The 25,704-nt window shown below is 54.3% G+C and carries 24 protein-coding genes and 1 riboswitch; of the genes, 7 read left to right on the forward strand and 17 right to left on the reverse strand.

Annotated features, from left to right (window positions below; translation table 11 throughout):
• Window positions 1-6 precede the first annotated feature (6 nt).
• Together uvrC and uvrY are read right to left on the reverse strand one after the other, a co-directional pair.
• A complete protein-coding gene (gene uvrC / locus N6G83_RS16910) occupies window positions 7-1,839 on the reverse strand; it encodes an excinuclease ABC subunit UvrC (protein WP_074031293.1) in 1,833 nt (610 codons plus the stop codon).
• Complete coding sequence (gene uvrY / locus N6G83_RS16915; RefSeq protein ID WP_024485703.1) at window positions 1,832-2,488, reverse strand: UvrY/SirA/GacA family response regulator transcription factor; 657 nt, start codon at window positions 2,486-2,488, stop codon at window positions 1,832-1,834. Before uvrY ends, uvrC begins: the two co-directional genes overlap by 8 nt.
• Before the next feature lie 793 nt (window positions 2,489-3,281).
• On the opposite strand from uvrY, the gene N6G83_RS16920 reads away from it, so the two are divergent.
• Window positions 3,282-3,506 (forward strand): DUF2594 family protein, encoded by a 225-nt coding sequence (locus N6G83_RS16920; protein ID WP_074031292.1) that lies wholly within the window; start codon window positions 3,282-3,284, stop codon window positions 3,504-3,506.
• Window positions 3,507-3,876: 370 nt separating this feature from the next.
• On the opposite strand, the gene N6G83_RS16925 is transcribed toward N6G83_RS16920, so the two are convergent.
• Window positions 3,877-4,305: a universal stress protein gene (locus N6G83_RS16925; protein WP_021804757.1), complete on the reverse strand. Its 429-nt coding sequence runs from the start codon at window positions 4,303-4,305 to the stop codon at window positions 3,877-3,879.
• A 630-nt stretch (window positions 4,306-4,935) separates the two neighbouring features.
• On the opposite strand from N6G83_RS16925, the gene cycA reads away from it, so the two are divergent.
• Complete coding sequence (gene cycA, locus N6G83_RS16930) at window positions 4,936-6,336, forward strand: D-serine/D-alanine/glycine transporter (RefSeq protein ID WP_024486730.1); 1,401 nt, start codon at window positions 4,936-4,938, stop codon at window positions 6,334-6,336.
• A 62-nt stretch (window positions 6,337-6,398) separates the two neighbouring features.
• Here the strand turns inward: cycA and N6G83_RS16935 are convergent, their stop codons facing one another.
• Both N6G83_RS16935 and N6G83_RS16940 read right to left on the reverse strand, forming a co-directional pair.
• Entirely contained in the window at window positions 6,399-7,313 is a 915-nt protein-coding gene (locus N6G83_RS16935) for a DMT family transporter (protein WP_074031291.1), read from the reverse strand.
• A gap of 146 nt (window positions 7,314-7,459) precedes the next feature.
• Complete coding sequence (locus N6G83_RS16940; RefSeq protein WP_199062812.1) at window positions 7,460-7,633, reverse strand: hypothetical protein; 174 nt, start codon at window positions 7,631-7,633, stop codon at window positions 7,460-7,462.
• A 388-nt stretch (window positions 7,634-8,021) separates the two neighbouring features.
• Here N6G83_RS16940 and N6G83_RS16945 point away from each other — a divergent pair, with 388 nt between their 5' ends.
• Window positions 8,022-8,336, forward strand: a complete 315-nt coding sequence (locus N6G83_RS16945) for a hypothetical protein (RefSeq protein WP_024528493.1) — start codon at window positions 8,022-8,024, stop codon at window positions 8,334-8,336.
• A 114-nt stretch (window positions 8,337-8,450) separates the two neighbouring features.
• On the opposite strand, the gene N6G83_RS16950 is transcribed toward N6G83_RS16945, so the two are convergent.
• Window positions 8,451-8,684: a hypothetical protein gene (locus tag N6G83_RS16950; protein ID WP_211136086.1), complete on the reverse strand. Its 234-nt coding sequence runs from the start codon at window positions 8,682-8,684 to the stop codon at window positions 8,451-8,453.
• A gap of 504 nt (window positions 8,685-9,188) precedes the next feature.
• On the opposite strand from N6G83_RS16950, the gene N6G83_RS16955 reads away from it, so the two are divergent.
• The 3 genes from N6G83_RS16955 to N6G83_RS16965 are packed head-to-tail and all read left to right on the forward strand — an operon-like array spanning window position 9,189 to window position 11,623.
• Entirely contained in the window at window positions 9,189-9,599 is a 411-nt protein-coding gene (locus tag N6G83_RS16955) for a GNAT family N-acetyltransferase (protein ID WP_074031288.1), read from the forward strand.
• 25 nt (window positions 9,600-9,624) lie between these two features.
• Window positions 9,625-10,314 (forward strand): helix-turn-helix transcriptional regulator, encoded by a 690-nt coding sequence (locus N6G83_RS16960; RefSeq protein WP_024528492.1) that lies wholly within the window; start codon window positions 9,625-9,627, stop codon window positions 10,312-10,314.
• A gap of 19 nt (window positions 10,315-10,333) precedes the next feature.
• Complete coding sequence (locus N6G83_RS16965; RefSeq protein WP_074031286.1) at window positions 10,334-11,623, forward strand: cytosine permease; 1,290 nt, start codon at window positions 10,334-10,336, stop codon at window positions 11,621-11,623.
• 59 nt (window positions 11,624-11,682) lie between these two features.
• On the opposite strand, the gene cobT is transcribed toward N6G83_RS16965, so the two are convergent.
• Genes cobT through cbiB form a run of 6 tightly spaced genes read right to left on the reverse strand, consistent with a single transcriptional unit; the run spans window position 11,683 to window position 17,205 of the window.
• Window positions 11,683-12,741: a nicotinate-nucleotide--dimethylbenzimidazole phosphoribosyltransferase gene (gene cobT, locus N6G83_RS16970; RefSeq protein ID WP_211136087.1), complete on the reverse strand. Its 1,059-nt coding sequence runs from the start codon at window positions 12,739-12,741 to the stop codon at window positions 11,683-11,685.
• 4 nt (window positions 12,742-12,745) lie between these two features.
• Window positions 12,746-13,363, reverse strand: coding sequence for an adenosylcobalamin/alpha-ribazole phosphatase (locus tag N6G83_RS16975; RefSeq protein ID WP_074031338.1), 618 nt, complete (start codon window positions 13,361-13,363; stop codon window positions 12,746-12,748).
• Between the two features lie 9 nt (window positions 13,364-13,372).
• Window positions 13,373-14,119, reverse strand: a complete 747-nt coding sequence (cobS, locus tag N6G83_RS16980) for an adenosylcobinamide-GDP ribazoletransferase (protein ID WP_074031284.1) — start codon at window positions 14,117-14,119, stop codon at window positions 13,373-13,375.
• Window positions 14,116-14,661, reverse strand: a complete 546-nt coding sequence (gene cobU, locus N6G83_RS16985) for a bifunctional adenosylcobinamide kinase/adenosylcobinamide-phosphate guanylyltransferase (RefSeq protein ID WP_211136088.1) — start codon at window positions 14,659-14,661, stop codon at window positions 14,116-14,118. Before cobU ends, cobS begins: the two co-directional genes overlap by 4 nt.
• Window positions 14,658-16,199 carry a cobyric acid synthase gene (locus N6G83_RS16990; RefSeq protein WP_211136097.1) on the reverse strand — a complete coding sequence of 514 codons (1,542 nt, stop codon included), beginning with the start codon at window positions 16,197-16,199 and terminating at the stop codon, window positions 14,658-14,660. The genes cobU and N6G83_RS16990 overlap by 4 nt, the downstream gene beginning before the upstream one ends.
• Before the next feature lie 49 nt (window positions 16,200-16,248).
• Window positions 16,249-17,205 (reverse strand): adenosylcobinamide-phosphate synthase CbiB, encoded by a 957-nt coding sequence (cbiB, locus tag N6G83_RS16995; RefSeq protein ID WP_024528485.1) that lies wholly within the window; start codon window positions 17,203-17,205, stop codon window positions 16,249-16,251.
• Window positions 17,206-17,353: 148 nt separating this feature from the next.
• Window positions 17,354-17,547: riboswitch (cobalamin riboswitch) on the reverse strand.
• A gap of 220 nt (window positions 17,548-17,767) precedes the next feature.
• Here cbiB and cobD point away from each other — a divergent pair.
• Window positions 17,768-18,841, forward strand: a complete 1,074-nt coding sequence (cobD, locus tag N6G83_RS17000; protein WP_211136089.1) for a threonine-phosphate decarboxylase CobD — start codon at window positions 17,768-17,770, stop codon at window positions 18,839-18,841.
• A 58-nt stretch (window positions 18,842-18,899) separates the two neighbouring features.
• Here cobD and N6G83_RS17005 read toward each other — a convergent pair whose 3' ends face one another.
• The 5 genes from N6G83_RS17005 to hypF all read right to left on the reverse strand — a co-directional run bounded on the left by N6G83_RS17005 (window position 18,900) and on the right by hypF (window position 25,458).
• On the reverse strand, window positions 18,900-20,228 hold the full coding sequence (locus N6G83_RS17005; protein ID WP_211136090.1) for a hypothetical protein: 1,329 nt from the start codon (window positions 20,226-20,228) through the stop codon (window positions 18,900-18,902).
• Complete coding sequence (locus tag N6G83_RS17010) at window positions 20,228-21,487, reverse strand: hypothetical protein (protein ID WP_211136091.1); 1,260 nt, start codon at window positions 21,485-21,487, stop codon at window positions 20,228-20,230. Before N6G83_RS17010 ends, N6G83_RS17005 begins: the two co-directional genes overlap by 1 nt.
• A 23-nt stretch (window positions 21,488-21,510) precedes the next feature.
• Window positions 21,511-22,260 carry a hypothetical protein gene (locus N6G83_RS17015; RefSeq protein ID WP_211136092.1) on the reverse strand — a complete coding sequence of 250 codons (750 nt, stop codon included), beginning with the start codon at window positions 22,258-22,260 and terminating at the stop codon, window positions 21,511-21,513.
• Window positions 22,261-22,470: 210 nt separating this feature from the next.
• Window positions 22,471-23,061: a HupE/UreJ family protein gene (locus tag N6G83_RS17020; RefSeq protein ID WP_024528480.1), complete on the reverse strand. Its 591-nt coding sequence runs from the start codon at window positions 23,059-23,061 to the stop codon at window positions 22,471-22,473.
• Between the two features lie 60 nt (window positions 23,062-23,121).
• Complete coding sequence (gene hypF / locus N6G83_RS17025; protein WP_211136093.1) at window positions 23,122-25,458, reverse strand: carbamoyltransferase HypF; 2,337 nt, start codon at window positions 25,456-25,458, stop codon at window positions 23,122-23,124.
• Window positions 25,459-25,704: the final 246 nt, after the last annotated feature.

Here is a 25,704-nt window from a genome sequence, read left to right on the forward strand (position 1 = left end):
TTGCCCTCAGTGTTTCAATGCATTGTAGATCTTTTCTGCCAATGCTTGTGAAATACCCGGCACTTTTGCAATTTCCTCAACGCTGGCGTTCAATAATGGTTGAAGTCCACCCATATACTTCAACAGCACCTGACGCCGTTTTGGCCCAACGCCGTCGATCAGTTCCAAAGCGCTGGTGTTTTTGACTTTCGCCCGTTTCTGGCGATGGCCGGTGATCGCATGGTTGTGTGAGTCATCACGAATATGCTGGATCACGTGCAGTGCCGGCGAGTCCGAAGGTAGCGAAATCCCCTCCCCCTCAGGGACGAAGAACAACGTCTCCAGCCCGGCTTTACGATCGCTGCCTTTGGCAATACCGATCAGCAACGGTTTGTGCTTGTCCCAGGTCACGTTCAGCGAATTGAACACGTCAATCGCCATACCCAGTTGCCCTTTCCCGCCATCAATAAAGATGACGTCAGGGATTTTGCTCTCTTCGAGAGCCTTACCATAGCGCCGTTTCAGCACTTGCGCCATCGCGGCATAGTCATCACCCGGCGTGATACCGGTAATATTGTAGCGCCGGTACTCCGAGCGCAACGGACCGTTACTGTCGAACACCACGCAGGAAGCAACGGTCTGCTCCCCCATCGTGTGGCTGATATCGAAACACTCCATCCGGTTTATTTCGGTCAGGTTCAGCGTTTTCGCCAGTTCCGCCAGCCGCTGATGGATAGTCGATTGCTGAGAAAGCTTGGTGACCAGCGCCGTCGAGGCATTGGTACGCGCCAGCTTCAAGTAGCGGGCACGATCGCCACGCGGTTTGCTCTGGATCTGGATCTTGCGGCCAGCCAGTTCGCTTAGCGAGCTAGCCAGCAGATCTTTTTCCGGTAACGTAAAGTCCAGCAGGATCTCGGCTGGCAAGGTGCGCGCCTGACTGCCTTGTAAATAGAACTGGCCCACAAAGGTTTGCACCACTTCACTCAGTTCTGTACCACCCGGTACTTTCGGGAAGTAGCTGCGGCTGCCTAACACCTTGCCCTGGCGAATAAACAGCACGTGTACGCAGGCCATACCCGCATCGAAAGCCACGCCGATCACGTCCAGATCGTCGCTGTCTCCTGAGACAAACTGCTTTTCCGTTACTCGCCGTACCGCCTGGATCTGATCGCGGATACGCGCAGCTTCTTCAAAATTGAGTAGTTTGCTGGCGTTTTCCATCCGCTCAATCAACTGGTGCAATACCTGCTGATCCTTACCGGACAAAAACAGGCGCACATAGTCTACTTGCTGGCGATAATCTTCCTCACTCACCAAACCGGCAACGCATGGCCCCAGACAACGGCCAATCTGATACTGCAGGCAAGGACGGGAGCGATTGCGGTAGACGCTGTTATCGCATTGACGCACGGGGAACAGTTTTTGCAGCAGCGCCAGCGTTTCACGCACGGCGTAAGAATTGGGGAACGGGCCAAAGTATTCGCCTTTGGCATGCTTGGCACCACGGTGTACCGTCAGCCTTGGGTGGCTATCGGCACTCAAAAAAATCAGCGGATAGGATTTATCGTCGCGCAACAGAACATTATATCGGGGTTGATACAGCTTGATATAATTATGTTCCAGCAGTAACGCCTCGGTTTCCGTATGAGTAACGGTAACGTCAATTTGCGCGATATTTTTGACCAGCGTTTCCGTCTTACGGCTACTGACCTGAGTGCGGAAATAGCTCGCGAGACGTTTTTTCAGGTCCTTGGCTTTACCCACATAGATCACCGTCCCCGTCAGATCATACATGCGATAAACGCCAGGCTGACTGGTTACGGTTTTAAGAAATGCCGGTGCATCAAAACGATCATTCACTGCTTAACAATGTCTCCGCGTTGAACAGCCCGTGTCTGATCGCCAGATGGGTCAATTCAACATCCCCGCTGATATTCAGCTTGGTGAACATACGATAACGATAACTATTCACTGTTTTAGGGCTGAGATTCAGCTGTTCTGAGATCTCATTCACTTTCTTCCCTTTAGTGATCATCAACATAATTTGTAATTCACGCTCAGACAAGGTGCTGAACGGGTTTTCCGCCTGCGGCTCCAACTGGCTTAATGCCATTTGCTGGGCGATGTCCGAAGCGATGTAACGCTGGCCGGCATGTACCGAACGGATCGCGTTAATCACCTCTTGCGGTGCTGCGCCTTTGCTCAGATAGCCAGCCGCGCCCGCTTGCATCACCTTGGCAGGCAACGGGTTCTCAGTATGAATAGTCAACATGATGACCTTGATATCGGGCGTGTAACGTACAATCTTACGGGTGGCTTCCAGCCCCCCAATACCCGGCATATTCATATCCATCAGAACGATATCGACAGAGTTGCCGCGGCACCATTTTACGGCGTCTTCACCGCATTGTGCTTCGCCAACAACTTTAATGCCTTTGATATCTTCAAGAATGCGTCGTATCCCTGCGCGCACCAGTTCGTGGTCATCAACAAGAAGAACGCTAATCAAGGAAAATTCTCCAAAATAAGGGAGTAACGCAATCAATCAGCCTCTGTCATCTAAACAGATATTACTTGGTTTTCAGCAAAGAATGAATACAGATTAATACTTACTCTCGGTTAACTATGGCCAGGTTTGTCGACCCCTGCGCCACCTTTGTTACGATTAAACCACTGGCTAGCGGATAAAAAACCATCAAGCCTATTAGGCTCAATACATTATCACCATGATACGCCATTTTACGCCATCTGGCGGGAAAATTAATCGCTGTTTTCACAAAACCAGATAATAACCACCCCACCAATTATCACCCGTAACTATATGAATCACAAAAAAATAACAAAATTATGCCATTTTTAATCACGTACAAACCGCTATAGGGAAACCCTTATTCAGAATACATAACCGCTGTGGACGGCGAAAAAGGTGACATTTCAAGAGAAAATAACCGACCTAAATGTCAATAGCTTGCAGATGAAATAGTTATTCATCACGTCGAATTAAGCCAGTATTACTTTATAAAATCCACGCAGTCTGAAAGCACGCACCCTATCACTAACTATAAATGAGTATGCGAAGGAATTACACCACTAACGGAAAAAATGCCCTGCCAACCAGCCCTCACGGGCATCGTGCCCCCGCCACCCGGCCACACGCGATACGAACTGCCAATGCTGTGATATACTCCGCGCCCTAAATGAGGCACGGGGTCTGCCTGGGTGAGTCGGCAGCCGGTTGTTGTGCATCAAACCACATTTTCACATTTCACTTCAGGCTTACGCCTTAAAATTCAGGAGATAAAATGAGCAACGTTGACTTCACTACGTCTGCAGACCCACAAGCGCTGGCCACCGAAGTTGCCTGCCTAAAAGCGACTTTGACGTTGATATTAAAGGCCATTGGCCAGGCTGATGCCGGTAAAGTGATCATCAATCTGGAACGCTTTGCCGCTCAGGTGGATGACCCGGATCAGGCTGAAATCTTCAAGAACAGTATTCAGCAGATCAAGCACGCCTACCGCCAATAATCCGTGCGCTATCAGGCCCCCCGCTTGGGGTCTGATAACGGCTTGGCGGTGTATTTTAGCCCCCCTCAGCGGTTGAATGATAAGTTTCGTAACAGAATATTTTCTATCATTGTCTTAATCAATATCTACCCCCTCCTATTAATCAATAGTTAAAAAACAACAATAGGATTAGTCCCATTTAAACATTAATAATGTTGTGGGATTTTTATTACCCCATTATTGTTCGTGATGCGAATAAATAGCCCTATAGACTAGGAATTAACTCACCTTTTGCACAGTATCTGCACGGGCATGCTGGCAAGCGCCGTTTTCTTTGGGGGTAATTGGCCCGCAAGGCGCGGGCCGGGTTTGATGAGGGCTAACCAGCGAATTATCGGACTACCATCACCGAGATCTTGGCGTGGCGTACAATGGCGGCCGCATTCGAGCCGAGCAGGTAAGTTTTGACACTAGGACGGCGGGAGCCAATCACGATCAGATCGGCTGAGATTTCCTCAGCAAGTTGTAACACCTCGTCACGTGGCGAACCGAAGCTGATGGTATAAGACAGACGCTCCAACGGCAGGTCGATCTTCGCCATGAGTTTCTTCAGCCCCTCCACCGCCTTCACTTCAGCCTGATTTTCAAACTCTTTGATGCCAAACGAATAGGCGGTCACAAACGCCGAAGCATCCGGCAAGGCATGGAAGAAATGCACCTTGGCCCCAGACATCTTGGCCAGATACTCCACGTGTTCGAGCGCATGTTCAGTCAATACGTCTTCTGCAAGATCTACCGGTACTAAAATGGTCTTGTACATATTCAATCCCCTCTCTGTATTACCGTGATGAACACAGCTTACCGCTGGCCAATGGGAGCTTGTACCTATTTATGATGCTTTTGTGATCAGCAGGTGTAGCTGGTGGCTTCTCGACCTTTTGACCACCGTGACTCAACCAATGATTTATACTTTTGTGATTTGAACCGCAAAACTAACCAAATGTACGCTGCACGCTCGGCGATCCTCTGCCAAGCCGCGCCAGCTGCAGCAATAAACTGATTAGAACTCAACTGCTCCCCGCGCAACACCCGCTATTAACGCCCCTAAAGCACCGGCAGGCATCTGGATTAGTTTAATCGCCTTTTATCATTAGTTTTTCTCATGCGAATTTTATAAGCCCCTGTTTAATCAATGAGATAACCACTGCCGGTACTGTTCATTTACCGCAGTAAAGAGTAATCTTCCGCCCCCTAGACGTCCGATTTGCCTCCCCTGAGTAAAGAATAATCGGCTTTTATCCCACCCCGTTATGTTGTAAATATGTTGCACAAAGGTGGTGATATTGAGTTACCTTAACTTTTGTCGGAAAAACCGGCGAATACAGATAAAAAAGAGCCACTTCAGAGCTCGCCATTCCACTCATGACAGGTAAAAACAGGACAGCATAAGATGGTAGATCATTCTAAAATAGCAGTGGACGCCACGCCCGGATCAGAAGATCACCTAAGGCGAAACCTCTCAAACCGACATATCCAGCTGATCGCTATCGGCGGTGCCATTGGTACAGGTTTGTTTATGGGTTCCGGTAAGACCATCAGCCTGGCCGGGCCTTCCATCATCTTCGTGTACATGATCATCGGCTTTATGCTGTTTTTCGTGATGCGCGCGATGGGCGAACTGCTGCTCTCCAATCTGCAGTACAAATCTTTCAGCGACTTTGCCGCCGATCTCCTCGGCCCTTGGGCAGGGTTCTTCACCGGTTGGACTTACTGGTTCTGTTGGGTAGTGACCGGCATTGCCGACGTGGTGGCCATTACCGCCTACGCGCAGTTCTGGTTCCCCGATCTCTCCCAATGGATCGCCTCTTTACTGTGCGTGTTGCTGCTGCTCAGCCTGAACCTGGCAACGGTGAAAATGTTCGGTGAGATGGAGTTCTGGTTTGCGATGATCAAAATCGTCGCGATAGTGGGCCTGATCATCGCCGGTCTGGTCATGGTGGCGATGCACTTCGAATCACCAACCGGCAGCGTGGCCTCCTTCTCCCACTTATGGAATGACGGCGGCATGTTCCCGAAAGGCATTAGCGGCTTCTTTGCCGGCTTCCAGATTGCGGTGTTTGCCTTTGTGGGTATCGAGCTGGTGGGAACCACCGCCGCCGAAACCAAAGATCCGGAAAAAGTGCTGCCACGCGCCATCAACTCCATCCCGATCCGCATCATCATGTTCTACGTCTTCGCGCTGATCGTGATCATGTCGGTAACGCCTTGGAACTCTGTGGTGGCCGATAAGAGCCCGTTTGTCGAGCTGTTCGTACTGATTGGTCTGCCAGCCGCAGCCAGCGTGATCAACTTCGTAGTGTTGACCTCTGCCGCCTCTTCAGCCAACAGCGGCGTGTTCTCCACCAGCCGTATGCTGTTCGGCCTGGCACAGGAAGGCGATGCGCCTAAATCCTTTGCCAACCTGTCCAAACGTGCGGTACCGGCAAACGGCCTGACCTTCTCCTGTATCTGTCTGCTGGGCGGCGTGGTGCTGATCTATCTTATCCCGAACGTCATGACCGTATTCACGCTGGTCACCACCGTGTCGGCTATTCTGTTCATGTTCGTCTGGACCATCATTCTGTGCTCGTATCTGGTCTACCGTAAGCAACGTCCGGCTCTGCACCAGAAATCGATCTACAAGATGCCTGCCGGTAAGTTGATGTGCTGGGTATGCATGGCGTTCTTCGCATTCGTGCTGGTGCTGCTGACGCTGCGCGAGGACACACGCCAGGCGCTGGTCGTCACGCCGCTGTGGTTTATCATTCTGGGGATCGGTTATCAGTTTGTACGCCGTAAGAAGGCGGCCTGATTTTGGTTATTGCAACGCCGCGTTCTCACGCGGCGTTTTTACAGGCGCAGCATGCAGCGCCTCTACGTTAACTCCGCAGGCTTTGGTTTTCGCCGAATACGCAACTCACTGACAATCACCCCCAACACAATCAACCCTGCGCCAATCAACGCCAACCCCGGCAAACGCTCACCGGCGATACGGCCGACTATCCCAGCCCATACCGGTTCACCGGCATAAATAACCGTGGCACGGGTAGGTGAAACGCTGCGTTGTGCCCAGTTCATCGTCAGTTGGATCACCGCACTGGCTATCCCCAGCCCTACTGCGCTATAAAGCAGATAGTTGGAAAACGCCGGAACCGACTCCCCGGTAGGGGCCATCATCAAAAACGACAACAACGACGCGGTAGCCAACTGCACAATGGTCACCCGCCGCACGTTGACCTTGCCCGCAAAAGCACCGATTAAAATCACCTCGATGGCGATCGCCAGCGCACTGACCAATGTGAGGAATTCACCGCCGCTGAATGCTAGGCTGGAACTGCTTGGCCCGCTCAACAGCATCAGGCCGACGAAGGCCAGCAGAATGCCAATCCAGGACATGATCCCCGGCATACGCCCAAGGACCAACCACTGCAATAACGGCACAATCGGCACGTACATGGCAGTAATAAACGCCGACTGGCTGCTGGTGATGGTTTGCAGCCCCATGGTTTGCAGCCCATAGCCGAACATGATTGAGGTGCCGATAAACACCCCGGCCTTGATTTCGTACCAGGTCATCCCCCGCAGCGAACGCAGAGAGAACAGCACTAGCGCCAACGTCGCGGTGCCAAAGCGTAGCCCGACAAAAAAGAATGGCCCACTGACCAGCATGGCCTGATGTACGGCCAAAAAAGTGCCGCCCCAGAGCATGGTGATAAAGACCAGCACGGCTTCTTGGGGTTTGATTTTCAGAAACAGCGTGGGAGTAGAGTTTTTCTTGACCGTTGACACTGACTTGCCCTTCCTGCTGGCTGCAATAAAATACACAATTTCTGCCAGTATGGGGAAAAGGCTAGCAATGGGCAATATCGTGCCGGATTGGCAGCAGCAATCACCGCCCTGTGCCGAGGGCTTACACCCCATCCTCCTGGAGCTTTTTACTCTTCCTGGGCCGGGACTTCCGGCAGCGTTTCCAACGGCGGCTGTATCCCCTCAGAGATGTAATCTACGGCAGCCAGGGGGCGCTCGTTGCCCATAGCGTCTTCCACCACCACATGTTTGATAGCACCGTCAGAAAGTATCACTCGCTTAATGCCACGTTCGGGTTCCATATCTCCTCCCTGTGTGAATGTCTGCCCCTCAAGTTTAGCCTGTGCGGCGCCTGTCGGGTTGCGGTCTAAGCGTTTATCTGAATACCCTTCGCATTTTTTATCATCTCCCCCGGTTATCAGAGCTACGTGCGGCAATACACTTTGTATGGTCAGCGAAAAATCATCACTGGCAGTTATACATAGAAGGTGAAACATCAATCATCCCTATCTTGTTTGCGGAACCCGAGCAGGGTTAAAATGCCGCTCAACCTACCGCTCATCCGTTGAACGTCCGGTCGATCCAAGCTGTGTCCGCCTGTCCACCTACCAAAGCCAGGCGTTCTATTTTTTGCGTACTGCAAAGGGAAATAAGTCAGTGTCTAAAGATTTTGATGAACTAATAAGAGACATGGATCTTATTATTGAAAATGTAGACAGTTTCAAGGCTATGGCCCCACGCATGCCGCCACCGGCGGTAGAAGCGCCGCCAACAGCTCACTCCTACGATTCATTCTGCGAAAACATTGCGCTGAAAGTGGTATTGAAGGTTCTGCTGTCATCGGTAGACAAGATCGTCAAGGTGCAAATCGCCAACCGAGTTGAGCAAGAGATCACTCAGATCGAGCAGCAGGTCGTCTTGGCTGGCGGAGGCCCGGTTGCACCCGAAGATCTGGCACAAATGACCCACTACGTGCGCCGTACCGTTCACGATTTACTCAATTGAGCTCCGCCAGAAAAGCGGTTGTGCATTGGGAATGGATTGTTTCAGCCCTGATAGCATGACTTGGCGAGTATCGGCATTCAGAGAATGGTTGAATAATCATCGGGTATACCCGAATCAAGCGTACTCCAGGCGTTTCGGCTGCAAGCCGGGCGTTTGGGGTCTCGTCACCTTGATGGCTTTCGCCGGATCGCCTGCCACAAACTCCAGAGTGGGCGAGTAGTAAAAAGGCAACCATGCCTCGAAATTCTCTTCCCACTCCCATTTGACTGGGCAGGGCCAAAGAATATCTTCGTGCAGAATGTAATAGATCCACCTCCCATGAGGGCGGCGTGGCTTAAGTGTTTTCATAATGCCATCAATACTTTCTCACCTGTTGCAAGCTGGCCGCGAAATGGGCCGCTCAGCCATAATACCTCAGTGGAGCCACTTGAAGCGAGGAGGCACCACGAAACGCGGTGCTTGACAGGTAATTATACGATAACGGCGCGGATTTTGCGGCAAAGTAGCGGAGTTTAATCCACTACTTTGCCGCAATGCATTACTGTGAAGTGATGGTAAATCTTACTACATGTTCAGTGAGGCATAGTGCTGTTGGCAAGTTGGCTTGCTCTTGTCACTACCCTCTGCCCTTAAGGGCGTATCCCTGGTGAAGCACAATATTTTCTATTCGGTATACTGTTGAGAAAGGTCAATTATTCCCTTCTCTTGCCAACAACATACCCATTTTTTGCCACCAGGAAAACAGGTGAAAAACACCCTTGTAATCACTGACAATAAATGTTAACAAAAGCTAATCAATACAGACACCTTAATGAACATTTGAATTATTAGCATGAAAAGGAAAGATTGGCCATGAAGATTAACGTAACGGACACTCCAAATCCGCAGGACGAAGAGTTCGTGATTGACAGCCTCTGGGCGCACAACCATCAGTATGATGCAGTAGATATTCATCCGTTATTCCTGACCGTCACCGACGAGCGTGGGCAGATCGTAGCCGGGCTGGTTGCCAGAACCTGGTGGGGTGGATTAGAAGTCCAGTACCTGTGGGTAGGTGACGAGTATCGCAAAAAAGGCTACGGCCGTGACCTGATGCTGCGGGCAGAGCAGGAAGCCGTCAAGCGCGGTTGCCATATGGCCTATGTCGATACCTTCAGTTTTCAGGCGCAGGCGTTTTACGAAAAACTGGGGTACCAACCGTATGGCAACTTAGCGGGCTATGCGCACCGCCATACTCGCATCTATTTAGCGAAAAACATCTGATAGCGCTGAAGTATGAGGGGTTCAAATGGATTCATTTTGGCAGAGCAATGAATTATATTTAAAAGGTCTCATCACCATGATGGAACATTTAAATGAGCCTTGGGGCATTAAAGATTTATCTTCACGCCATATTTATATGAACAAGGCGGCCTATCTTTATACCAACACACCTCTCAATTTCGATATTGCGGGCAAGCTTGATGCCGAATTCCCTGCCGATTGGGCAGAGTTCGCCCCAGACTTGCAAGAACACGATAGAAAAACCGAAGGAACGCGGGATCGCGTAGCCGTCATCGAGACGCACTTCTGGTACGGCAGCGACAGCCTGGTCCCCTTTATCAGCGAAAAATTGCCTATCTATAATGACAAGGAAGAGCTGGTTGGCACCATGTGGAACGCCCGTCCGCTGGACAGTTTCTCACCGCTAAAATATATCAACCAGCAAAAACCCAGCATATTAACCACCGAAGTCAGCATCCAGATTTTTACCCAGTCGGAGCTGGATATCATATTTTTGATGCTGCAACGCTACACCAACAAAGAGATTGCCAGGTTATATGACGTCAGCAATAAAACCATAGAAAATAGAATCTACAACATCTACCAAAAAGCCGATGTGCATACGCTCCAACAGTTCGAAGAGTATTGCAAACTGGTGAATTTGGACAGCTACATTCCAGTACGCCTGATTGAAAAAGGCATCCAATTTATTTAAACGTTAACGAGAGATTATCGTGATTAAAATTGAAGACTACCCATTGAGCCGGGTACCGCAGGATAAGAGGGTCTCCTTCCTCAGCGTCGCCATCGTGCATATGGGTATGCTAACGGCCTTGGACCAGTTTATGTTGGGTGCCGTATTGGGCAACTCAATGACCCTGACCGATGCCTTTATCGCCATCTCTATTGGCAGCTTGATTTTTGGGGTCGTGACGTTCGGGCTAGGTTTGGCCGGGATGAGAGAAGGTATTTCCGGCAGCCTGCTGGCTCGCTGGTGTGGCTTTGGCCGTATAGGTTCGGTGCTTATCGGCCTGGTAGTGGCCGTCAGCCTGTTGGGCTGGTTTGGTATTCAGAACGCCATCTTTGCCAAATCGCTTAACTTCGCCTTGGGCGATCGCCTGGGCTTCCCGCTGTCAGCCTCACTCTCCGGCCTGTTTTTGACGGTGCTGGTCGCTTTTGGTTTTAAAGCGCTGCGCATCACAGCACGTATTGCGGTGCCGCTGTTTATCCTGCTGGTGTTCTTTATTTCCTATAACGTCCTCTCTGGGCAGAAACTGCATGAGGCCATTCTGCTGGCCCCTATGGGGGAAGCGTTAACCATCAGCGCGGGCATCACCATCGTGGTCGGCGGCGCCATTGTTGCCAGCCTGATGACTCCAGACCTGACCCGTTACTCCAAAAACAAACGCCACGTGTTTGGCATTACGCTGCTGACCATTATTGCCGGTGAATTCGTGGTTAACGGCCTGGCGATTTTTATTGCCAAAACGCTCGGCACCGCAGACGTGGTAACGATCATGGCTCAAAGTGCGGGCGGCATCGGTTTGCTGGTAGTGGTATTCTCCACCCTGCGCGTTAACGATCTGAACCTCTATTCGTCGTCCTTGGGCGTGGTGAATGCGGTTGAAGGGATTACCGGTAAAAAGCTGAAATACACCGCAACCACGGTGATTATCGGTCTGTTGGGCACGCTGCTTTCGGTTCTGGGGATCCTGGATCGGTTTGTGGATTTCCTGACCGTGCTGGGCGTGGTATTCCCACCGATCCTCGGCGTCATGCTGGTGGACTATTTCCTGCTGCGCAGCCACCGAGACGCTTTGGACGCCAGCCGCCAGCTTGGACAACTGCCGCAGGAAACGCCGCTCATCGGTTGGGCGGCGATTATCGCCAGCATCGTCGGAAGCGTGATTGGTCTGGTGACGGAATGGGGCGTGCCAACCATTAACTCACTGCTGGCAGCCAGCGTGATTTACTGGCTGTTTAAACGCCTGTTTGGCCGGGCAACCAGCCTGCAAACCGCCTAGTTCCAAGAACGCGAAACAAGCGGGCGCAGCATTCTGCGCTCGCTGAGTTAATCAACCGGTCAGGTCGCGCTACCGGGAATTACAATATTACTGTCCGCCAACGACCCCATCTGATGAAACATCACGCAGGCCGCATCCACGATATGTATGGCAATGGCGGCACCGCTGCCCTCCCCCAGTCGCATATCCAGATGCAGATAAGGTGCCAATTTCAGGTGCTCAAGTGCGGCAGCCGCGCCCTTCTCCGCAGAGAAATGGGACGGCAGCAGGTAATCCCGAGCCTGAGGCGCAATGCCGCAGACCGCCAGCGCAGAGGCATATGAGAGAAAACCATCGAGGATCACCGGCAGACCGGCCGCCGCAGCCCCCAACATCACGCCAGCCATTCCCACCAAATCGTATCCACCCAGCTTTGCCAGTACGTCCAGCGCATCTTGAGTATCCGGCTGATTTACCTCAATAGCCCGGCGCACCACGTCCACCTTGTGGTGTAAACGGTCGCTGGGGAAGTTGGCACCAATGCCGACCACTTCCTGCGGATCGCGGCCGGTAAAGACGCTGACCAGCGCTGCGGCTGGCGTCGTATTAGCCATCCCCAGTTCCCCGACGCCAAACAGCTTCACCCCAAGCGCCGCCTGTTCCAGCGTCAGTTGAGCCGTGGCCAACAGCAACTCCTTCGCCTGCTGGCGCGTCATTGCCGCACCGCGCGCAATGTTACCGCTGCCACGTCCGACTTTCATGTCGATCAGACCCGGCAAGGGGGCGCTGTCGATGCCAACATCCACCAGCTTTACCTCGGCACCAGCATTGGCGGCCAATACGCAGACGCCGGTATTGCCTTTCACCATATTCAGCGCCTGGATCACCGTCACTTCACGCGGTGACACCGCCACCCCTTCGGCATAAACGCCGTGATCGGCCATCATGACGATGATTTGTTTGCGGCTGGCGGCCATCCCACTAAAACCGCGCATCCCGGCTAACTGGGTTGCCAACTGTTCCAGGCGACCAAGGCTGCCCGGTGGCTTGAGCAGGCCATCAATCTTTGCCGCTGCCTGTTGCATGGCAGCCGCGTCCAACGGCTTAATCGAGTCGATTAACGATGACAATGTTTGCATAACTTTATTCTCTGCTTGCAGGCTGCCAATGAGCCTGGCTGTTAAATACTTTTAGCGTGACAAACCCCTGGTTGAGTTCCACCACGCTGTAGGCTCCCTGGGTAAACGGGAAATGCCACATCCCAGCGGCAGGCAGCTTTAGCAGCCCGGCCAGCAGCAGGCTCAGAGAGCCTTGGTGCGCCACCAGCAGACGATCGCCATCGCCCGGTTCGTTCAGCAGACGTTGGGCCTGTTGGTCGATCCTATGTGAAAACAGTGGAAAGGACTCTCCTGCTGGCGGGCAAGCTAGTTGCCAATCCGCCACCCAGTCGGCCCAGGCAGCACTATCCTCCCGCTGTAAATCCTGGTGATGGCGCATCTCCCAGTCGCCAAAATTCATTTCGTTAAAGCCACCGTCGGGTTGGATCACCAGTTCCCGCTGCCCAAGCACGATCTCGGCGGTATGTCGGGCGCGTCTTAACTCACTGCTGATCGCCTGGGTAAAAGGCACCTCGGCCAGCCATTGTGCGATCTGCCTCGCCTGCTGCTCACCTTGTTCGGTCAACGGCAAGTCGGTCATGCCGCAAAATACGCCCTGCCGATTCGCTGCCGTTTGCCCGTGTCGTACCAAAAATAGCCGCATAGCGCCCACTCACAGCAGTGCCAGTAAGAAGATCAACTCGGCAATTTCTATCGCCGCACCCAGGGTGTCACCCGTTTGCCCGCCCAGACGGCGGCGCAAATAGGCCCGCAGCAACAGCACGGCGATCAGCGCATAGCCAAGCGCAAACAGCCCCTGCCCATGCCCTAACAAGGCGACCAAAGCGGCCCCTAGCACCAGAGTGAACAGCGTCTGTCCGCCGCTGATCTTGCCAATGTAAAGGTTCCCCAGCCCATTACCCTCACGGGCATAGGGCTGGCGATACATCATCAACACCACCAGGCTCCGGCAAGCCACTCCTGCTGCCGCCAACGTGGCCAACATCGGTACCCCACGCAGTGCCAGTTCGCTGATCACCAACACCTTGGCCACGACGATAAAGATCAGCGCCAGCCCACCATTGGTACCTAGGCGGCTGTCGCGCATGATCTCCAACATTTTTTCCCGAGTGCGGGCCGAGAACACGCCATCACAGGTATCGGCCAATCCGTCGAGGTGGAAGGCACCGGTCACCAGAGCCAACGCCAGCACGTAGCCCAACGCTGCCAACGGCCCCCCACACCAGGGAGCCAACAGGGTGAATACGGCGCCGCCAATTGCACCGACGATCAGGCCAATCAAGGGGAAACCGACGATGCCACGCTGATAATTGTCCATCGCTAACCCCTGTGTCCAACTGGCAGGCAGCGGGATACGCGTCATCAATTGCAGGGTGGCCCAAAACAGTCGCAAACTCATTTGATCTTGACCTCAATACCAGAAATTACCAATAGCACCGACTCGGCAGCGGCGGCCAAACGCTGGTTAACACGCCCGGCAATATCACGGAAGTGACGTGCCAGACGGTTTTCCGGCACGATGCCCATCCCCAACTCGTTGGTGACCAGATAGATCGCCGCCGGGCTGCGGGAGCAGGCGGCCAGCAAATCGTCGATCTGCCGTTGGATTGCCGTTTCAACCACGGCAAAATCGATGCTTTCCACCGGCGTCTCCCCGGTCAGGTCAAACATCAGGTTGGCGATCAGCGTGGTAATACACTCCAGGATCACCGCCTCTCCCGCCGCCGCCTGTTGGTCGATCACGCTGGCCAGTTGCTGGCTCCCCTCCCAGGTACGCCAATGTGCAGGCCGGGCCTGGCGGTGCAGCTTAACCCGTTCGGCCATTTCCTCATCGGTGACCACCGAGGTGGCGATATACAACACCCGCTCACTGACACCACTCGCTAACCTTTCGGCCAGCGAGCTTTTGCCGCTGCGTGCTCCGCCGGTGATCAGGATCATTGGGCCCCCGTTTGTTGGTGCTCGGTCATAAAGCGGTAAATTTTATCCATATCAATATGTTCCCGCATCTTATCGGCCAAGAGATCAAACTGTTGCTGCTTATAATCGGCATAATCGAAAGCCGGGCCGTCATAAACCGGCAACCCTTTACGCTGGCGCAGCTGGTTTAGCAGCGCGCGGCAAAAAGGCGCGCTGTCGAATAGGCCATGAATATAGCTGCCCAGCACGTTACCGGTGGAGTTAACAGCCCCGTCAAAAGCGCTGTCCGGTTGGCCGTTACGTAGGGAAAGGCGGGAGAAAGGCGTAGCCTCTGAGCCAAGCTGGGTGGTGCCCATATGGATTTCATAACCAACGATATCCTGCTCGCCACAGCCAGACCAGAGGCCGGGCAACCCAGGCTCACATTGTGCTGTCACCTGTGTAGTGACTTTTTGCGGTGCGAAGCGGGTGGTAACATCCAGCAATCCCAAACCTGCCATCTGTTCCACACCGGATTCCACGCCATCAACAATGTGCTTGCCGAGCATTTGGTAGCCGCCGCAAATACCCACGATCTGCACTCCAGCACGGTGCTGATCCTGTAACGCCGCCGCCAACCCGCTCCGTTGTAGCCACTGCAGATCCCCCAGGGTGTTTTTGCTACCCGGCAGGATGATCAGATCGGCACCGGCCAGCGCCGCCGGGTGCGAAACATAGCGCAGCCCTACGTCCGGCTGGGCCGCCAAGGCATTAAAATCGGTAAAGTTGGACATATAGGGCAGCTGTACCACCGCGATGTCCAGCTCATGGCTGCTGCCTGTCGGGGCATACTTACCATTTTGCAACGCCACACCATCCTCATCTTCCAGATCGATATTCAACCAGGGCATCACACCCAGCACCGGCACACCGGTCAGCGCCTCAATCTGCTCCAGACCCGAGTAGAGTAAGGCAATATCGCCACGGAATTTATTGATGATCACCCCTTTCACTCGGGCTTTCTCTTCTGGCTCTAGCAGGGCCAGTGTGCCGTAAATAGCGGCAAACACCCCGCCACGATCGATATCCGCCACCAACAACACTGGCGCATCGGCAATCGCCGCCATGCCCATATTGACGATGTCGCGGTCGCGCAGGTTGATTTCCGCCGGGCTACCAGCACCCTCCAGCACCATGATGTCGTAGCCGCTGGCCAGGCTGTGATACACCTCGCTGATTTGTTGCTGTAACTGCGGCTTGTACTCGTGATAGCTGACCGCGTCCATATTGCAGGCCACTTTGCCCATCAGCACCACCTGTGCCTGGCAATCGCTGGTCGGTTTCAACAGTACCGGGTTCATCCGCACATCGGGTGCGATACCGGCGGCTTCGGCCTGAAAAATCTGTGCCCGGCCCATCTCTTCGCCACGGGCGGTAATGCCAGAGTTAAGCGCCATATTCTGCGATTTGAACGGCGCACAGCGATAGCCATCCTGCATGAAGATCCGGCACAGACCGGCCACCAGCACGCTTTTACCCACATCAGATGCGGTTCCCTGCACCATCACACACCGTTTCATCACATGTTCTCCGCGTCGCGCTAGCTGAGCCGCGCAAACAATTATTATTTCAAGCGCCAAGCCATAGCAGGCGCAACGCTGCAAACAGCAGCAGAGCCAATAGCGAGGCCGTCATCATCAGACGCGTACTGCGTGGAATATCTGCCAGCTCGATCTCCCGCCGAGCCTCGCCGATCCACGGTTTTTCGACCCGCTGACCAAAGTAGTTACTAGGACCGCCAAGTCGCACTCCCAACGCTCCAGCCACGGTGGCTTCCGACCAGGCGCAGTTGGGGCTGGTGTGCTGATAGCGATCGCGCCAGCCAATGCGAAGCGCCTGGCGAAAGTCCAAACCATTCAGCCAAGCCGCACAGCTCAGCAGTAGCCAGCTAAGCCGGGCCGGTAACCCGTTGGCGAAGTCATCCATCCGCGCCGACACATAGCCGATAGCGCGGTATTTCGGCGTTTTGTAGCCCACCATTGAATCGAGGGTGTTAACCGCTTTATACGCCATCGCCAACGGCGCTCCGCCTATCAGCAAAAAGAACAGCGGCGAAATGACGCCATCCACACTGTTTTCTGCCACCGTCTCCACCACCGCCCGGGTGATTTGCGGTTCTTCCAGGTGTGAGGTATCCCGCCCGACAATCCACGACAGCTTGCGGCGGCTCTCCTCAAGATCGGCACTTTGCAGTGCCCGGTGAACTTCCATGGCAGCCTGTTCCAGACAGCGCCCGGCGAGCAGGGTATAAATCAGCCAGACTTCCGCCAGCCAACCCAACCATGGGTGGATATACTGCATCAGCGTTAAAAAGCCCCAACTGACCAGCCAAACCACCCCGACGACGCCCAGCCACAGCAGCCCGCCGCCAAGTTTTAGCGCCCTCTCGCTATGGCAAATCCGGCGGATCGCGCGCTGTAGCGCCGTGATCAGGTTACCGATCCAGCGCACCGGATGCGGCCAGTGTGGCGGGTCCCCTAACAGACTGTCGAGCAGAAAGGCCGCGAACCAGGCTAGCAGCGTCATGGCGCGCACCTTATAGAAGCCTGATGGTGGGTTAATGGCATAAAAAAATCCCGACCTCTCGGGCGGGATTTGGGCGTCAACAGGATACGACCGGGCGGTACAAAATAGCCGCACGTATCTCATGACAACCCCCTTCCCACCGAAGGTGTTGAATGTGTGACCAACTGGCCGGTCTTCTGGCTTAGCGTCATCCTCATCTACTCCCTTCCCAATCCTCAGATCAGTGGCGCAGTGGACTCGTCGGCATCACAGCAGCGGGGGCTGCGGGGGAGTTACACCCCCTTCCCAACCACAACCTGTCATCGTTCAGGGTGTGGGTTATCCAGTTGGCAATAATATGGTTAATAAAACGTTATGGGTTCAATGCACTCAACGCTTCAATTTATCACTTAGTTTTCATCTCGATAGCCTCGACAATGGCCATGCCATAATAACCTGTTGATATGGCGAATACACGCCAAGATCTGGCATTTACCTGGGCGACAGCTTTAGTTTGCAACGGATCAACGGCAATTACCCTGTGCTATCCTGCACGCAAACTTGACAGGGGAATAGCAAAACCGTGAGTGAACATGGTGGTAACGTACTGGAAATGGCGTTGAAAAACGGCCTGGATCCGGCCGAGATGATTGATTTCAGCGCCAATATCAATCCATTGGGCATGCCCGCCAGCCTGAAGGCGGCGATTATCGAGCATCTGACCAGCGCCGAATGCTATCCCGACGTCGAATATCGGCGTTTGCATGCGGCATTGGCGCGAGTCCATCACTGCCCGCCGGAAAATATCATGGCAGGTAACGGGGCCACCGAGCTGATTTACGCCATAGTGAACCGGCTACGCCCCCGCACGGCGCTGCTTCTTACGCCAGGGTTTGCCGAATACCGCCGGGCATTGCAGCGGATTGACTGCCAGATCGAGGATTTCCCGCTGGATGAAGCCGGTGGTTTTCAACCCGATGAGCGGCTGCTGCAGGTGCTGGCCGAGCGCCAACCGGACTGCCTGTTCCTGGCCACTCCCAACAATCCTACCGGGCTGATGCCTGACCCCACGCTGTTGCAGGCCATTGTCGCCTGTTGTCGCCAGCACAATATTGCGTTGATCGTTGATGAAGCCTTTATCGATTTTCTGCCGGATACACCGGGCCTGATCCCGCAAATGGCAGAGTATTCCCGCCTTTATATCCTGCGTTCGCTGACCAAGTTCTTTGCCATTCCCGGACTGCGCCTAGGCTATCTGGTCAGCAACGATCGCGCTGGCCTGCAGCAGATGAAGCAACTGCGCGAACCCTGGACCATCAATGCCTATGCGGCACTGGCCGGCGAAGTGATCCTCGACGATCTCGATTACATCCAGCAAACCCACCAATGGTTGGCAGAGCAGCGTGCTTGGTTGTTTGACGCGCTGACAGCCTTGCCGCACTTGCGTATCTGGCCAGGAGCGGCGAACTATATTTTCCTACGCTGCCTGCGCCCTGGCTACGATCTGCAACAGGCGTTGTTGCAGCACCGCATCCTGATCCGCCACTGTGCCAACTACCCTGGCCTTTCCGCCGACTATTACCGGGTGGCTATCAAAAGCGCAGCGGCCAACCGCAAGCTGATCGCCGCGCTGCAACAGGTGCTGGTGGAGGACTGAGGCGTTTTTAGATATCAAACGTTACCCTTTGATTATTGGAACGGATGCAGCATGGCAATTACGGCGGAGTGGTTGTCTCATACACCAGGCCGTCGCTATTGCCCAACTTAGGGTAATCGAAATCATGGGCTGGAAAGCGGAACAGGCGGTTACGCCAGCGGTCAAACTGCACGCGATAGTTATAGCTATCAGGCAGTTTTTTCATTCTGAACCAGTGCTGGCCGCCATCGGTAGAGACTGTCATATGCAGCGGGTCGTTGAACGCTTTCTCCATCATCAGCAGATCATTACCCGCATAAAACGTGCCCAAGGCTTTTTTACCGGTTTCCAGCAGCGGTTGCAGCGCGCCATTCTCCCGCAACCGGTTCAGGCTATAAAGCCACCGTGGCCGCTGGCGTAAGACAAAATCAAAATCCCCTTGCGGGCTGATGTCGGCCGCAACGATATCTCCGCCCACCCACTGGCTGGACTGGATTTGAGCGGATTTCAGATTGAAATCAAGCAGCAATGAAGCAGTTAACCGATCCTCTTCCCCGGTGTTATGGGGCTGATTACTGACGATCACCCGATCGCCGCCGTTATAGTGCCAACTGGCCGCATAGAGAGCAGGATCGATCCCACGTTCCGTTAACAACCTGGCCAGATCGAATATCTGTTGCCAATGCTGGCCGAGATCGTCCGACCGGTAGAGTTTACCCTGTTGAACCAGCAGCACGCTCCGCGCTCCAGAGAGCCCCAAGAGCTGATAAGTCTGGTTACCACCGGGTGCTTGCCACTGGGGTAACCAACACCAGTTACGCCCGCCATCGGCAGAATAAAATACGGCATCTTTGCTATAAGAACGGGTGCCGAACACCACCAGGCAATGCCCCTGAACATCACACTGTTGCTCAGCCACGTAGCCCAAAAAACGGGCGCTGACGCGCAGCTTGCCATTCTCTTCGATGATGAGTTGGCTGACCGGGATCGTGGCGCTGTCATCATAGCTCCGGTGCCGGATTGTTCCACGGCCAACCTTTGCCTCCAGCATCAAGCGTAACATGGTGGTATCAGGGGATATCTGCAGGTTTAACAAAGGGGGACCAATGTCTGCCAGCACATCGATCTGCACCGAATTTTCATAGTGAGAGATCAGCGTATTCTGGTCACGCTCAATATCCGTGATCCGCGTATTTATTACATCGCTGATACCCGTTAACAGCACCCCTTGTTGAAAACTGCTCAGGCGTTCCCCACTCATGACTACCGCAGGACGTTCTGCCTGATAGTTTCGCTGCCACTGCCAGTCGGGGGCAAACCCGGCAAAGCTGTCGATATAAAACAGCATCCAGGAAATGATAAGCCCCAATGCCAGCAGGATGATGCGCGTTAGGCTATTGCTGAACATCAGGGGACTTCCTGAATATAGGGTTTGCCACCGTTGCGTTTTTTAAACAACACCAACAGTTGGCGGGCAAAGACAAAGCGCGCCGCACTGAGCGAGTTCCTGCGCGTTATCCAAGTGCAGACCTCCACCAACAGCATGAACACGCAGAAAATCATGATGCTCATCAGAGCAAAGTCATAAAACATGCCTGCGGCGTCCAGCCAGTCCCACTTATCCGGCGCACCGCCCTGCTCCCACCAATCATGCAGGGTGAAAAACACCAGCATCACCAGTAAAAAAGAGCAGCAGCCAAACATCACTTTATACATCAGCTTGAGCTGGTGAAAAGAAACGGCAATCCCGCCGAGCTTGAGATAGGCGCTGCCATCCCTTTCATTACACAGGCCCAGCACCGCATTATCTTGCTGATTGACCACCAACATCAGCGGATCTTCGGCCGCCAGGAAGAACGGATGTTGCCGATAGAACAGCGGATTGAGGTCTTCCATCAGCGAGTTAATTCCGCTACGAAATGAGAACCGCTCTCCATTGCAGCTAAATTGGTACTCGATAAAATCCCGGCGGCTTTTGCCTCCGCCGGTAAAATCGCGGCGGGCGCTAACATCGGCAGCCTCTCCGCTCACGCTGGTCAAGGTGACTTTATCGGCCAATAGCCAATCATTCGGCTGCAGCGCATCCAGATCGTTAGCCAATTCTTTGCTGGCCTGTAGTGAAGGCGCACCGCCCCCCGGCTCGGTTAATGATTCGGTGGTGGTAAGGCAAAGGGACGTGTCGCCTTGTTTGACGCTCTCCAGCCCTTTTAACAACCTACGCGTATGACGGCTGGTTCCCACCATCAGCGTATGTAACGAAGCCACGAACCACCAGCAGCCAAAGATGAAAACAAAAAGCAGTAGCACCATCACCCAGATATTCAGCAACTGGAAATAACCCACCGCTGAGAGCGTCATCACCATGATCGCGCCGACCAGCTTCATCAACGCAACCGGTTTGCTAATGTCGGCCAGCTTCGGTTGCAGCTCCCCCTTTTCAGGCGAAACCAGCCAATGCAGCCAGTAGCTACCATCAGCCAACTGATGGGCACCGATATACACGCGATCTCCCGATACCAAACGGTATAACACTTTGGCATCAACAAACTGTTTGCTGTAGGTATAGAACACCTTGTCCCCGGCCAAAATGCGCCGTAGCTTACTTTCGCTGGGCGCGTTGAGATCGTGGCGGATAAAAGACAGCTCATAGAAGCAGATTTTTTTCATGGTTGCTAACGACCAGGCACGGATTAAAAACGATGATCGAGCAGCTTATCCTGCTCTACGGGATAGGCTTTACCATCGAACTTGAGCTCGACGCGGGTCTTGGCAACGACTTTGTTGCTTTCCACGCAATCCTCCCCTTTTCTGCTCGCCCCCTTGTGCGTCGCTATGGTCTGTAGCTGCAGATCCTGGAAGCCGTTATGTGCGCTCTTGCCAAGCGCCAATGCGCGATTGGTCGCGGCGAAATCCCCGACACACTGGCCATCCCACTCACCGCTATATTCATTCATGGTGAGATTATTGAGTACCAGAGTTAATTGCTGTTCTTGCAGGGTATAGAGGTTAAGGCGTTCGATGCTGATGGGATTGACCGAGGAAGCTCCCCGGTGGTCAAAGCGCACTCCGAAAGCGCGTATCGCCGGAGACAATTGGTAGCGTGCAGTGTCAATGGTCACGCTGCGGGTAGAAATGGCATCATCCATAATCGCCCTGGGATGATATTTGCTGGCCAGCACCTTGCCGGACTGGCTATCGACCACCAAAACGGCGACGTCATAGTCGGTAAAATCGGGTTGGGCCTCCTCCTTGGGCTCCAGCATCAGCACCGCAATGGTTTTTTCCGGAGCATAGGGCCACACCTTGCAGGTGGATAGCTCGGTATTCATGGTCGCTTTGGCGGCAAAGGGCTTAGCCAGATCGGCAAGGAGAGGCTGGCAATCGGCCAGAGAAGAAAAAGAAACCAAGCATAACGAAAGTAAACCTATAACCCTGTTCATAGCAACGTTCCCTGTAACTCTTGAATTAACTCATGCAGTTAAAAGTTGTGCGGAAGATAGCGCAGTACCAAGCGCACTTGGTGTGCAGGGAATCTAACTATAAAATAGGCACAAATCCAGCCGCTTGTTATTTTTTGAGATAAACAGGGTGACTGCTGGCAGCTATCGCAAAGTCACTGCCAGCAAACCATGGTGAGTAATTGGATAAACTCAGATCACTCCACTGAGCAGGCCGATCCCCAGCAGCGATGAACCGCCGCCAATCACCCGCGCCCAGCCGCTATGCGTAGACGAAGACGCCAGCAGATAGCCGATACCCAACCCAGCCACGTGCAGCAACACCGTTGCAATCACCATACCGGAAAGCGCCGCCACCGAATGGGAAAGCTCCGCACCGTGGGCCAGACCGTGGAAGATGGCAAAAGCACCAATAATCAGCGCGCCCGTTATCGCCGACAGTTTGAGCTGTAAGGCAACCATCACCCCTATGCCCAGCAGCGAGGCGGCAACGATAAACTCAGTGCCTGGCACGGTCACGCCTGCCATGCCAACCAGCGCACCGGTCAGCAATAAACCGGCAAATACCAGCGGAGCCAGCCACCACCGTTTGGTGTTCATGGCACTCCAGATACCCACCAGAACCATGGCGACCAGATGGTCCATCCCGGTCAGCGGGTGGATAAAGCCTTCGGTAAAGCTTAATACGTGATGCGCGCCACCGTCATGGCCCACATGGGCAAAGGCCAGCATGGGGAACAGCGCCAGTAGGGATACAGCCACAGCTTTGACATTAATACGCATAATGAATACCTAAATTTTCCAGTGAATGAAGGTGATGTTTTTACTCGTGAAAACAGTTGATTACGTTATAAATTCATCCTTATGCTTGCCTGAAATAAGTCGATTGGCGGCAATCAGCGCCTGTCCCAAGGCCACCCCACCATCTCCTGCCGGTAGGCGGGATGGCAGTAAGACCTGTGTTCCGTCCAACTGCTGAAGCAAGAGTTGCCGCAACAGAACGTTATGCATGACTCCACCGGACAGCACGATGGTATTGATGCCGTATTGCTGCATGGCTCTACGGGCCAGTGCGGCAAACCCTTGGGCCAAGGCAACATGAAACGCATAAGCGCGCTGCGCCGGGGGGGCCTGATAGGCCAGCCATTGCCGCCAGAAGGTGGCCAGATCCAGCTGATTATCGAGCAGCGGCAACGAAACCGGCGGTTGATGAGGCGGACTTTGCCATGCCAAGGCTTCCAACTGGCAGGCGGCCTCCCCCTCCCAGGAAAGTTGTTGCGGCACGATCTGCAATGCTGCGGCCACCGCATCAAACAAGCGCCCGGCGGAAGAGGCCAGCGGCGAGTTGATTTGCCGTTCGACCGCCCGCAGCAAGATCGTCGCCTGCGGTTGAGGGATCGCCGCGGCCTCTGGCAACGTCTGCCAATCGGGGACAAAGCGCTGTAACTGGGCCAACAGGTTGCGCCATGGCTGGCGGGCGGCAACATCGCCGCCCGGCAATGCCACTGCGGGCAACCCACCCAGATGCTCACAATGCTGATAATCCACCAGCAGACATTCTCCGCCCCACAGTTGCCCGCCAAGGCCATATCCCAGCCCATCCAAAGCCAGACCAATCACCTTAGCGCCGTCGCGCGGCCAACCATGTTCCGCCAGGCAGGCAACCAGATGGGCATGATGATGCAACGTGGTGATGCAAGGGATCGCCAGCTCTGTGGCCAACGCCTGGCCCTGCTGATGGCTGAGATAGCCGGGGTGGGCATCGATGGCGATCGCCTGCGGCACCACACCATAAATTTCACCAAATAGAGCAAGCAGTTGCTGCTGTTGTTGCCGGGTGGCCTCATCCCCCAGCGAGCCTAAATGCTGGCTGACCACCGCCTGGTTACCCCACAGCAGGCAAAAGGTGTTCTTGCTGTCGGCCCCCAGCGCCAGAATGGCCGGTTGGGCGGTAAAGCCAGGGGGGAGAGGCATCGCATCCGGGACATAGCCACGTGCCCGCCGCAGCATCTCACTGCCCTGCTCGGTCAAGCGTACTAAAGAGTCATCGGCTCGCTGGACGATCTCGCGGTTATGCAGCAGCCAGACGTCGGCCACGCCAGCGAGTTCTTCCAGTGCCTGCTGGTTGCTCAACGCTGGTGGTTTACCTGCCGGGTTGCCGGAGGTCATCACCAGTGGCCGCGCAACCTGTTGCAACAGCAGATGTTGCAGCGGATTGGCCGGTAACATCACCCCTATCTCATTAAGCCCCGGCGCAATCTCGCCGCACAAGGGACTTTGCGGGTGAGCCATTACCAGCACTATCGGGGCTGGTGGGCTACGCAACAGCTTTAACAGTGCCGTCGGTTCCGCGACCTGAACACATTGTTGCAGCCAGTAGGTATCCGGCATCATCACCGCCAGAGGCTTGGCCGGGCGATGTTTGCGAGCTCGCAGACGCTGGACCGCAGCAGGGTTGGTAGCGTCACAGGCCAGATGAAAACCGCCGATCCCCTTCACTGCTACGATCTGCCCGGCAATCAGCGCCTGCGCGGCCAGTTGCAGTGCGTCATCGGCGCTGGCGGTGGTTTGGCCTGTGGCATCACTGAGCCACAGGTGCGGGCCACACTCCGGGCAGGCGGTAGGTTGTGCATGAAAACGACGGTCGGCAGGATCCTGATACTCCGCCAGGCACTGCGGGCACAGCGGAAAAGGCTGCATCGAGGTATTGGGCCGATCGTAGGGCATCCGGCGTATGATGGTAAATCGTGGGCCGCAGTGGGTGCAGTTGATAAACGGATAGTGATAGCGCCGATTATGCGGCATGTTCAGCTCTGCCAGGCAGGCATCGCAGGTGGCCGCATCCGCCACGATATGGGTATCCACTTGCCCCGCGCCGCTGCTGGCAATGGTGAAACTCGCTGGCTGCTGCGGCCAGTTAAAAGGTGTAGAGGTGACGCTATCGATCCGCGCCAGGGGTGGACACTCTTGCGGCAATACCCGCAAAAAATCCGTTATGGCTGGCGATTGCCATAGCTGGACGATTACCCCGGCTCCGTCATTACTGACCTCGCCGCACAGGTTAAAGCGCCTCGCCAGCAGCCAAACATAGGGACGAAACCCGACCCCTTGTACCTTGCCCTTGATCCGCAGGCGAAGGCCATTGCTGCTGGCGATATTCTCCGGCTCAAAATCTGCCATGTTGTGTTAACTCTCCTGTTGCCCTGGCGATCTTTTCCGCGCTTCCTAAAAGGGAAGAAGGTGATTCGGAGCCTCGGTCAGTTATCGTGATCAATCTGTATTTCCCTCACCCCAACCCTCTCCCTAAGGAGAGGGAGCTGCTTTGGTGTCGTTAGCGGGTCCTGTTATCCCTCACCATCGGCTGTAGTCAAGTGATCCTCTGCCACAAACGCAAACTCGATCGGGCCCCTCTCCCTGTGGGAGGGT

It is taken from the genome of Serratia sp. PL7, from assembly GCF_945957435.1.

Bases quoted from the DNA above. Each gene is read 5' to 3' on its own strand.
- cycA (WP_024486730.1), top strand. From the start codon at position 4,936: ATGGTAGATCATTCTAAAATAGCAGTGGACGCCACGCCCGGATCAGAA.
- hypF (WP_211136093.1), bottom strand. From the start codon at position 25,458: ATGGCAGATTTTGAGCCGGAGAATATCGCCAGCAGCAATGGCCTTCGC.
- N6G83_RS16960 (WP_024528492.1), top strand. From the start codon at position 9,625: ATGGATTCATTTTGGCAGAGCAATGAATTATATTTAAAAGGTCTCATC.
- N6G83_RS17010 (WP_211136091.1), bottom strand. From the start codon at position 21,487: ATGAAAAAAATCTGCTTCTATGAGCTGTCTTTTATCCGCCACGATCTC.
- N6G83_RS17005 (WP_211136090.1), bottom strand. From the start codon at position 20,228: ATGTTCAGCAATAGCCTAACGCGCATCATCCTGCTGGCATTGGGGCTT.
- N6G83_RS16920 (WP_074031292.1), top strand. From the start codon at position 3,282: ATGAGCAACGTTGACTTCACTACGTCTGCAGACCCACAAGCGCTGGCC.
- N6G83_RS16950 (WP_211136086.1), bottom strand. From the start codon at position 8,684: ATGAAAACACTTAAGCCACGCCGCCCTCATGGGAGGTGGATCTATTAC.
- N6G83_RS16925 (WP_021804757.1), bottom strand. From the start codon at position 4,305: ATGTACAAGACCATTTTAGTACCGGTAGATCTTGCAGAAGACGTATTG.
- cbiB (WP_024528485.1), bottom strand. From the start codon at position 17,205: ATGACGCTGCTAGCCTGGTTCGCGGCCTTTCTGCTCGACAGTCTGTTA.
- N6G83_RS16990 (WP_211136097.1), bottom strand. From the start codon at position 16,199: ATGAAACGGTGTGTGATGGTGCAGGGAACCGCATCTGATGTGGGTAAA.
- N6G83_RS17015 (WP_211136092.1), bottom strand. From the start codon at position 22,260: ATGAACAGGGTTATAGGTTTACTTTCGTTATGCTTGGTTTCTTTTTCT.
- N6G83_RS16940 (WP_199062812.1), bottom strand. From the start codon at position 7,633: ATGGAACCCGAACGTGGCATTAAGCGAGTGATACTTTCTGACGGTGCT.
- N6G83_RS16975 (WP_074031338.1), bottom strand. From the start codon at position 13,363: ATGCGGCTATTTTTGGTACGACACGGGCAAACGGCAGCGAATCGGCAG.
- N6G83_RS17020 (WP_024528480.1), bottom strand. From the start codon at position 23,061: ATGCGTATTAATGTCAAAGCTGTGGCTGTATCCCTACTGGCGCTGTTC.
- cobU (WP_211136088.1), bottom strand. From the start codon at position 14,661: ATGATCCTGATCACCGGCGGAGCACGCAGCGGCAAAAGCTCGCTGGCC.
- cobS (WP_074031284.1), bottom strand. From the start codon at position 14,119: ATGAGTTTGCGACTGTTTTGGGCCACCCTGCAATTGATGACGCGTATC.
- N6G83_RS16945 (WP_024528493.1), top strand. From the start codon at position 8,022: ATGGATCTTATTATTGAAAATGTAGACAGTTTCAAGGCTATGGCCCCA.
- N6G83_RS16955 (WP_074031288.1), top strand. From the start codon at position 9,189: ATGAAGATTAACGTAACGGACACTCCAAATCCGCAGGACGAAGAGTTC.
- cobT (WP_211136087.1), bottom strand. From the start codon at position 12,741: ATGCAAACATTGTCATCGTTAATCGACTCGATTAAGCCGTTGGACGCG.